Origin of the sequence: Bradyrhizobium sp. PRIMUS42 (genome assembly GCF_023006515.1) — a bacterium.
Taxonomy (GTDB): domain Bacteria; phylum Pseudomonadota; class Alphaproteobacteria; order Rhizobiales; family Xanthobacteraceae; genus Bradyrhizobium.
Genome location: NZ_JALBGZ010000329.1, coordinates 1 through 6,873 on the forward strand (window position 1 = coordinate 1; position 6,873 = coordinate 6,873).

Annotated in this window: 8 protein-coding genes; 6 read left to right on the forward strand and 2 right to left on the reverse strand. The window is 64.8% G+C overall.

Annotation, left to right across the window (positions count from 1 at the left end; genetic code table 11):
• Nucleotides 1-863 (reverse strand): exodeoxyribonuclease VII large subunit (gene xseA / locus MOV75_RS22285; protein ID WP_247006623.1); only part of this gene is annotated, 863 nt, incomplete at its 3' end.
• A 137-nt stretch (nucleotides 864-1,000) separates the two neighbouring features.
• On the opposite strand from xseA, the gene MOV75_RS22290 reads away from it, so the two are divergent.
• The 6 genes from MOV75_RS22290 (at nucleotide 1,001) to MOV75_RS22315 (ending at nucleotide 6,142) form a co-directional block, all read left to right on the forward strand.
• Entirely contained in the window at nucleotides 1,001-2,011 is a 1,011-nt protein-coding gene (locus MOV75_RS22290; protein WP_246929674.1) for an alpha/beta hydrolase, read from the forward strand.
• The gene (locus MOV75_RS22295) at nucleotides 2,008-2,562 is read left to right on the forward strand and encodes a hypothetical protein (protein ID WP_246929676.1); all 555 of its coding nucleotides are present in this window, start codon (nucleotides 2,008-2,010) and stop codon (nucleotides 2,560-2,562) included. The genes MOV75_RS22290 and MOV75_RS22295 overlap by 4 nt, the downstream gene beginning before the upstream one ends.
• Nucleotides 2,563-2,627: 65 nt before the next feature.
• Nucleotides 2,628-3,218, forward strand: coding sequence for a hypothetical protein (locus tag MOV75_RS22300; RefSeq protein WP_246929678.1), 591 nt, complete (start codon nucleotides 2,628-2,630; stop codon nucleotides 3,216-3,218).
• Nucleotides 3,219-3,220: 2 nt separating this feature from the next.
• Nucleotides 3,221-3,520 (forward strand): transcriptional regulator, encoded by a 300-nt coding sequence (locus tag MOV75_RS22305; protein WP_246929680.1) that lies wholly within the window; start codon nucleotides 3,221-3,223, stop codon nucleotides 3,518-3,520.
• A 221-nt stretch (nucleotides 3,521-3,741) separates the two neighbouring features.
• On the forward strand, nucleotides 3,742-5,025 hold the full coding sequence (gene purD / locus MOV75_RS22310) for a phosphoribosylamine--glycine ligase (protein WP_246929682.1): 1,284 nt from the start codon (nucleotides 3,742-3,744) through the stop codon (nucleotides 5,023-5,025).
• 211 nt (nucleotides 5,026-5,236) lie between these two features.
• Complete coding sequence (locus MOV75_RS22315; protein WP_246929683.1) at nucleotides 5,237-6,142, forward strand: alpha/beta fold hydrolase; 906 nt, start codon at nucleotides 5,237-5,239, stop codon at nucleotides 6,140-6,142.
• Here the strand turns inward: MOV75_RS22315 and tadA are convergent.
• Nucleotides 6,139-6,597, reverse strand: coding sequence for a tRNA adenosine(34) deaminase TadA (gene tadA, locus MOV75_RS22320; protein WP_246929684.1), 459 nt, complete (start codon nucleotides 6,595-6,597; stop codon nucleotides 6,139-6,141). The two genes, MOV75_RS22315 and tadA, sit on opposite strands and share 4 nt — an antisense overlap.
• Between the last annotated feature and the right edge of the window lie 276 nt (nucleotides 6,598-6,873).

A 6,873-nucleotide genomic window follows, 5' to 3' on the forward strand; every position in this document is an offset into this window, starting at 1 on the left:
CGCCCGAGATCGGCGACCTCGACGAACAATTCGCTGCGCACCGGCACCGCCATCTCGGCCGCGGCCGTCGGCGTCGGCGCGCGCTTGTCGGCGACGAAATCGATCAGCGTGATGTCGGTCTCGTGCCCGACCGCCGAGATCAGCGGGATCATGCTCTCGGCCGCCGCGCGCACCACGATCTCCTCGTTGAACGACCAGAGATCCTCCAGCGAGCCGCCGCCGCGTGCCACGATCAAGACATCGGGGCGCGGAATCTTGCCGCCCTCGGGCAGTGCGTTGAAGCCGCGGATCGCGGCCGCGACCTGCTCGGCCGAGCCTTCGCCCTGCACCTTGACCGGCCACACCAGCACGCGGCGGGGAAAGCGGTCCTCCAAGCGATGCAGGATGTCGCGGATGACGGCGCCGGTCGGCGAGGTCACGACGCCGATCACCTCCGGCAGCCAGGGCAGCAGCTGCTTGCGCGCCTCGTCGAACAGGCCTTCGGCGGCGAGCTTCCTCTTGCGCTCCTCCATCAGCGCCATCAGCGCGCCGATGCCGGCCGGCTCCAGCGCCTCGATCACGATCTGGTATTTCGAGGAGCCCGGATAGGTGGTGAGCTTGCCGGTGGCGATGACCTCCAGCCCCTCCTGCGGCTTGAAGCGCATGCGCCCGTGCACGCCCTTCCAGATCACCGCCTCGATCTTGGCGCTCTCGTCCTTGAGCGCGAAATAGCAATGGCCGGACGAATGCGGCCCGCGAAAGCCGGAGATCTCACCCCGAACCCGGACATGGCCGAAGGCGTCCTCGACCGTCCGTTTCAGGGACAGCGAGAGCTCGGAAACGGTGAATTCGGGGGCGTTGAGCAGTTGTTCCGCAGGCGGCATCGGCAAACGATTCGGCATTTTGGGGTCAGACCCGACGTTAAGGATTTTCGCCGCGCGGCGCCAATCCAGGAGTTGACCGGGAGAGTACTCTGTTATATAGAGTTCTCTATTGATTGATGCATTTGAAGGGATGAACCATGGCGTTCCGGTTGCTGCGCGGCGTTTTGAACGGCCTGAAATGGGTCCTGTGTGCGGTCGGCGGCGTGGCGCTGATCCTGGTCGCAATGATCGCAACGCCGCTGGAGCGGCCGCCTGAAATGCGGTCGGTCTCCGACTCAGCCAAAGGAATCGACTGGTCCACGCTGCCCCCGCTCGAGCGTTTCCAGGCGCGCGACGGCACCTGGATCGGTTATCGCCACTACGCGCCGAACGGCCCTGCGGCAGGCCGGGGTGCGATCTTCATCCATGGCTCCTCCGGCTCGAGCGGCACCGTCAATCATGCGCTGACACATGCGATCGCCTCGCGCGGCGTGGAGACCTGGGCGCTCGACATCCGTGGCCATGGCGGCTCCGGCACCCGCGGCGATATCGGCTATGTCGGCCAGCTCGAGGACGATCTCGTCGATTTCGTCGCCCATTTGCGCAAGACCGCGCCGGACCTGCCGCTCACCCTGATCGGTCATTCCGCCGGCGCCGGCTTCTCGCTGCGCGTTGCTGCCACGCCGATCATGCAAGACATGTTCGTGCGCACCGTGCTGCTCGCGCCCTATCTCGGCTATGACGCACCCACCAACAAGCCAAATGCCGGCGGCTGGGTCAGTACCGACGTGCCGCGCTTGCTGGGTCTGACGGCGCTGCGCAGGCTCGGCATCGACTGCTGTTCGCAGCTTCCGGTGCTGGCGCTGGCAGTGCCGCCGACTTCGGCGAAGTACCTCGTCTCCACCTACTCCGATCGCCTGATGCGCAACTTTGCGACGCGCGGCTATCGCATCGATCTTCCGGCAACCACACGTCCGATCACGATCTTCGGCGGCGCCGAGGACGAGATGATGATCTCGGACAAATATGCCGAGGCGGTCCAGTCCATCAAACCATCGATCGACGTCAAGATCATCGACGGCATCAACCACATGGGCATCGTCACCCAACCGAAGGCGATCTCGGTCATCGCCGAGGATGTGGCAACGCGCGGGGCAGGGCAGTCATGATCGACAGCACCGAGGCGTCCGCAGCGCTGGCCGATATCGACGACATCGTCCAGCGTGTGAAGCGATCGCAGCTCTATGAGCTGGCGAGCCTCGCTGCGGTCTGGTGGGGCGTGGTGGTGTTCGCAGCCAACCTCGTGACCTGGCTTTGGCCGGTCTACGCGGCCTATGCCTGGGTTGCCGCGGATGCCCTCGGTGTCGGCGGCTTGATTGCGCTTCGCGTCTTCAATCCGCCGCCTCACCCCCATGGTGCCGCCTTCAACATCAGGCTGCTGCTGGTGTTCGCGTTGTTCTTCGCGTTCGGTTATCTGTGCACCGGTGTCATCGGTCATTTCGGCCCGCGGCAGTTGGGGACGTTCTGGCCGCTGTATTTCATGCTGTTCTACACGCTGGCGGGGCTGTGGTTCGGCTATGCCTTCGTGGCGATCGGTCTCGGCATTTCCGCCCTGACGCTGATCGGGTTCTTCTACATCGGCGAGGCGTTCCCGCTCTGGATGGCCTTCGTCAATGGCGGCGGCCTGATCCTCGGCGGCCTCTGGATGCGGCGGATCTAGCGAATGCCTGAGCTCGACGCCATCATGCACCCGGCTGCACCCATTGCAGAAGAAGGAGCGCTCACGTGATCGACGGCAAGCAGGCTTCCGGCGCGCTGAACGACCGTGAGAAGACCGGTCGCCCCGGGTCGCGGTCGCAGATCTACCTGGTCTCCGGTGTCGTCCTGCTGATGTGGGCCCTGTTGCCGTTCGCCGACGACCTCCTGATCTGGTTCTGGCCGCGCTACGGCGCCTATTACTGGAACAGCTGGTTCGTGGCGAACGACGGGCTCTATTTCTGGTTTGCGCTGTACACCGTCTCGGCCCTCGGCCTCGTTGCTTTCGGCGTCTATCATCTGTCGAGAAAGGGCATCCGCCTGTTCGACAGCCGCAATCTGCTGGTGCTCCTGCTGCTCGTCGCTTTCGGCGTCCTCTTTTGCTATTTAGGCAGGTTCTCGCCGCGGCAGCAGACAGTGTTCTGGCTGATCTACATCACGCTGTTGTACATGATGGCGACGGTCCGGTTCGGCTACGCCTTCCCGGCGCTCGGTGCAGCCGTCGTCGCGCTGACGCTGATCGGATATTTCTCCATCCCGGGGGTACCGCTGTTGCCGTGGATGGCCGCCGTCAATGGCGGCGCGCTCATCGTCGGTGGCTTCCGGATGCGGCGGGGCTAGGCGTGGCTGAGCTCGACGACATCATCCACCAGCCGCTGCGGCTGAAGATCATGGCGGCGCTGAACGCGCTGCCGCCGGCATCGGGCCTCGAATTTGCGCGGCTGAAGAAGCTGACCGGCGCCACCGACGGCAATCTCGGTGCGCATATCGAGACCCTGGCCAAGGCGGGATACGTATCCGTCGAGAAAGCCTTCGTCGGCAAGAAGCCGCAGACCACGGTCACCGCGACCGCTGCCGGCCGCGGCGCCTTCGCGCGGCATGTGGCGACGTTGCAGGAGATCATTGCAGGCAAGCAAGCTTAGCGCGCCGCCGGTTCGGAGCTCTCTCTGTCCACTGTCATTCCGGGGCGCGACGAAGTCGCGAGCCCGGAATCCATTTCACCGCCGTCGCTGAAGCTCGATGGATTCCGGGCTCGCGCTAGGCGCGCCCCGGAATGACGGGGAGTTCGGGGCGTTTCCCCTTGAGACCCGCGCCGATTCGTGCGACCTCCGCACACAGCAAACCCTTATTTTCTGAGCCCTCGATGCACATTCTCCTGCTCGGTTCCGGCGGCCGCGAACATGCTCTGGCATGGAAGATCGCGGCCTCGCCCCTGGTGACCAAATTCTGGTGCGCGCCCGGCAATGCCGGCATCGCGAAGGAGGCGGAATGCGTGGCGCTCGATGTCGCCGACCATGCGGCGGTGATCGATTTCTGCAAGGCCAACAAGATCGAGCTGGTAGTGGTCGGGCCGGAGACGCCGCTGGCGGCCGGCATTGTCGATGACCTCACCGCCGCCGGCATCAAGGCGTTCGGGCCGAACAAAATCCCGGCGCAGCTCGAAAGCTCCAAGGGGTTCACCAAGGCGCTGTGCACCGAGTTCGGCATTCCCACCGGCGCCTACAAGCGCTTCACCAATGCCAACGATGCCCGCGATTACGTCAACAGCCAGGGCGCGCCAATCGTGGTGAAGGCCGACGGGCTCGCCGCCGGCAAGGGCGTCGTCGTCGCCAAGACCGTGCGCGAGGCCGAGGACGCCATCGCCATGATGTTCGAGGGCGCGTTCGGCGAGGCCGGCGCGGAGGTCGTGATCGAGGAGTTCCTGCCCGGCCGCGAGATCTCCTTCTTCGCGCTGTGCGACGGCGAGACTGCCATTCCCTTGGCCTCCGCGCAGGACCACAAGCGCGTGTTCGACCACGATGTCGGCCCGAACACCGGCGGCATGGGCGCCTATTCGCCGACGCCGCTGGTGACGCCGGCGATCCACGACGCGATCATGGCCAAGATCATCCTGCCGACGGTCGCAGGCATGAAGCAGCGCGGCACGCCGTTCCGCGGCGTGCTCTATGCCGGGATCATGCTGACGACGCAGGGTCCAAAGCTGTTCGAGTTCAACGTCCGCTTCGGCGATCCCGAGTGCCAGGTGCTGATGCTGCGCATGATGTCGGACATCGTGCCGGCGTTCCTCGCGTCCTGCGACGGCCAGCTGAAGAATTTCGATCTGCGCTGGCATCCGGAGTCCGCGCTCACGGTGGTGATGGCGGCGAAGGGCTATCCCGGCGACTACCAGAAGGGCACGCGCATTGGCGGGTTAGCGGAGGCCGCGAAGGTGGAGACGGTCGAGATCTTCCACGCCGGCACGGTCGAGAAGGATGGTGCGATCCTCGCCAATGGCGGCCGCGTGCTCAATGTCTGCGCGCTGGGCAAGACCGTGACGGAGGCGCAAGGCCGCGCCTACCAGGCCGTTGATCGCATCAGCTGGCCCGAAGGCTTCTGCCGCCGCGACATCGGCTGGCAGGCGGTGGAGGCGGAGAAGGCCAAGGCTTAGGCTTAGGCCGTGCTTCCGGACGGCTTGCAAAGCGCGCCAATCCGAAATCGCGTGGTTCGGTGTCACCGCGCCGCCACATCGACGTTCCAGAATGTGCAATCGGCTGTTGGGGTTAGTCGCCCCGCCGATAATACCGTTACTGTGCATGGGGTTGTTTTCGACTTTTCGTTTGTCGGGACGACCTTTGGACTGACCATAAGGATGCAAAAAGATGTCCGATCTCGCCGACCTCTATCCGGGCTTTCGCTCCGAATGGATCGACACCTCCTTCGGCCGCATCTTCGCCCGCGTCGGCGGCAGCGGACCGCCGCTATTGCTGTTGCACGGCTTCTCCGAGACCAACGTGATGTGGCACCAGGTGGCGCCGCAACTCGCCGATAAGTTCACGCTGATCATCGCCGATCTGCCGGGCTATGGCTGGTCCGACATGCCCGAGAGCGACGCGCTGCACATCCCCTACAGCAAGCGCGCGATGGCCAAGGCGATGGTGGAAGTGATGGAGCGTCTCGGTCACGTGCACTTCGCGCTCGCCGGCCACGACCGCGGCGGCCGCGTCTCCTATCGCCTCGCGCTCGACCATCCCGGCCGGCTGTCGAAGCTTGCCGTGCTCGATATCCTGCCGACCTATAATTACTGGGAGCGGATGAACCGCGCCTATGCGCTGAAGATCTATCACTGGACCTTCCTGGCGCAGCCTTATCCGCTGCCGGAGACGCTGATCTCGAGCAATGGCGAGTTCTTCCTGCGCTTCAAGATGGCGAGCCAGACCAAATCGAAGACGCTGGACGCGATCGACCCGCGTGCGCTGGAGCACTACACCGCCCCATTCCGCGATCCCGCCCGCGTCCACGCGATGTGCGAGGACTACCGCGCCGGCGCCACGTTCGACTACGACCTCGACAAAGCCGATTTCGAGGCCGGCAAGAAGATCACCATTCCCATGTTGGCGCTGTGGGGCAATGCCGGCGTGGCGCAAGCCGCGGCGACGCCGCTCGATACGTGGAAACAGTGGGCCACGAACGTGGTCGGCATGCCCGTGGATTCCGGCCACTTCCTCACCGAGGAGAACCCGGACGTCACCGCGAGTGCGTTGCGCGAGTTCTTCCTGGCGGATTAGCGCCGCTCCCGGAAGAACTCCTTGAGCAGCCGCGCCGCCTCGCTCTCGCCGACGCCGGAATAGACATCCGGGGCGTGATGGCAGGTCGGCGAGGCAAAGAACCGCACGCCTGATTCCACCGCGCCGCCCTTGGGATCGGCCGCGCCGTAATACAGGCGCCTGACCCTTGCAAACGAGATGGCGCCCGCACACATGGTGCAGGGCTCCAGCGTCACGTAGAGGTCGCAGTCCACCAGGCGCTCGCTGCCGATCTTTTTCGCCGCCTCGCGCAGCGCGATGATCTCGGCATGGGCCGTGGGGTCGTGGTCGGTCAGCGTCCGGTTGGCGCCGGTGGCGATGACCTCGTCATTGCGGACCACAACGCATCCAACAGGAACTTCGCCCGATTTTCCGGCGTTTTCGGCCGTCTGAAGCGCCAAATCCATGAAAGAGGGGGCTTTCAAGCCTCGTATCATCCGAAGAAACCTGCTAGTAGCTGCGCCTTCAGCAGAAGTGCTTACCGAATTTGCCTGAGCGTGCGGCTCTGAATGAGCGCGCACAATGCTTTCCGGCTATCCCCTGAGTGAGATTATTCATGCCTCGCGACAGCGACAAAGACAACGATTCCCGTGGCCGGCGAGGCCCCCCTAAGGGACCGCCCAAGGGCCGGTCCGGCAAGCCGCGTGGCCCTGAGAAGAAATTCGCCAAGCGCGGCCCTGAGGGCAGGGGCGACGCCCGCCCGCCTCGTGGCG

What these genes read in the sequence shown, in the direction of transcription:
- MOV75_RS22290 (WP_246929674.1), top strand. Translation starts at nt 1,001, where the DNA reads ATGGCGTTCCGGTTGCTGCGCGGCGTTTTGAACGGCCTGAAATGGGTC.
- MOV75_RS22295 (WP_246929676.1), top strand. Translation starts at nt 2,008, where the DNA reads ATGATCGACAGCACCGAGGCGTCCGCAGCGCTGGCCGATATCGACGAC.
- purD (WP_246929682.1), top strand. Translation starts at nt 3,742, where the DNA reads ATGCACATTCTCCTGCTCGGTTCCGGCGGCCGCGAACATGCTCTGGCA.
- MOV75_RS22315 (WP_246929683.1), top strand. Translation starts at nt 5,237, where the DNA reads ATGTCCGATCTCGCCGACCTCTATCCGGGCTTTCGCTCCGAATGGATC.
- tadA (WP_246929684.1), bottom strand. Translation starts at nt 6,597, where the DNA reads ATGATACGAGGCTTGAAAGCCCCCTCTTTCATGGATTTGGCGCTTCAG.